Here is a 1,793-nt window from a genome sequence, read left to right as displayed (position 1 = left end):
GTGGTCATGACGATCGGGCGGGCGCGCTTGTGGCAGGCGTCGAGCAGCGCTTCCATGCGGTTCATGCCGAAGTCGCGCCGGGCCATGATGGCGTACTCGATCAGCAGGATCGAGTTCTTGGTGGCGATGCCCATCAGCATGATCAGGCCGATCATCGACGGCATCGAGAGCGCCGTCTGGGTGATGAACAGCGCGAGGAACGCGCCCGGCACCGACAGCACCAGCGCCGACAGGATGGTGACCGGCTGCACGAAGTCGTGGAACAGCAGCACGAGCACGACATAGATGCAGATCACGCCGGTCAGCATGGCGAGGGCGAAGCTGTCGAACAGCTCGGTCATCGCCTCGGCGTCCCCCACCGCCGCGAGGCTGATGCCCGGCGGCAGGTTGCGAACGCTCGGCAGCGCCATCGCCTTGGCGGCCACGTCGCCGAGCGGCTGCTGGTTGAGTTCGATCTCGAAATTGATATTGCGCTGGCGGTCGTAGCGGTCGATCTGCGCCGGCCCGCTGTCGATCGACAGCGTCGCGACATTGGCCAGCCGCACCGGGCCGCGCGCGCCGGGAACGTCGAGCCGCGACAGCAGTTCGACGTCGCTGCGCGCATCGGCGGCGAGCTTGACGACGACCGGCACCTGGCGCTGCGCCAGGTTGAGCTTGGCGAGCGACTGGTCGTAGTCGCCCGCGGTGGCGATGCGCAAGGTGTCGGCGATCGCGGCCGAGGTCACGCCCAGGTCGGCGGCGCGCGCGAAATCGGGCCGCACGATGAGCTCGGGGCGAACCAGGCTCGCGGTCGAGACGACGTTGCCGATATTCGGGATCGTGCGCAGCTCGCGCTCGACTTCGCGCGCATGCGCGGCCAGCGCGGCGCCGTCGTCGCCGGCCAGCACCAGCACGTACTTCTCGCTCGAGCCGCCGAAGCCGACCTTGACGCGCGCGCCGGGCAGCGCTTCGAGGGCGGTGCGCAGCTCGCCTTCGACGGTCTGCTTGGTGACGCCGCCGCGGTCGGCACGCGGCGTCATGTTGATCGTCAGCGTCGCCTTGCGCACCTCGGACGCGCCGGCCGGCGCGAACGGGTCGGCGCCGGTATTGCCGCCGCCGACCGCCGTGTAGACGAGCTTCACGTTCGGGTTGCGCTGCACGATGACGCGCGCCTGCTCGGCCGCGGCAAGGGTCTGCTCGAAGGTCGCGCCGGGCGGCAGGTCGATAGCCACCTGCGTCTGCGACAGGTCGTCGGGCGGGATGAAGCCGGTGGGCAAGAGCGGCAGCAGCATGAACGAGCCGACGAGGAAGACGGTGGCGCCGATCGTCGTCAGCACGCGGTGCTTCAGGCAGGCCTTGACCCAGCGCATGTAGATGCCGATCCAGGCGCCTTCCCTGTGCTCCTTCTTCGGAACCTTCAGGATGTAGGCCGACATCATCGGCGTCAGCATGCGCGCGACGACCAGCGACATGAAGACCGCGATTGCCGCCGTCCAGCCGAACTGCACGAAGAACTTGCCGGGCACGCCGCTCATGAACGCGGTCGGCAGGAACACGGCGATCAGCGTGAACGTGGTCGCGATCACCGCGAGCCCGATCTCGTCGGCCGCCTCCATCGCGGCCTGGAACGGGCTTTTGCCCATGCGCAGGTGCCGCATGATGTTCTCGATCTCGACGATCGCGTCGTCGACCAGGATGCCGACCACCAGCGACAGCGACAGCAAGGTCACGCCGTTAAGGGTGAAGCCGAACAGGTACATCACGCCGAACGCCGGGATGATCGAGAGCGGCAGCGCCGTCGCCGACACCAGCGT

1 protein-coding gene is annotated in these 1,793 nt (G+C 68.3%); it reads right to left on the bottom strand.

Annotated features, from left to right (window positions below):
• Window positions 1-1,793, bottom strand: a 1,793-nt coding sequence (locus AC30N0_RS09345; RefSeq protein WP_489517652.1) for an efflux RND transporter permease subunit, incomplete at both ends; no start/stop codon positions are given.

It is taken from the genome of Rhizobacter sp., from assembly GCF_031412495.1.
Taxonomy (GTDB): Bacteria; Pseudomonadota; Gammaproteobacteria; order Burkholderiales; family Burkholderiaceae_C; genus Schlegelella_A.
Note: the sequence above shows the minus strand (reverse complement) of the source record. Positions and strands in the feature narration are given on the sequence as shown.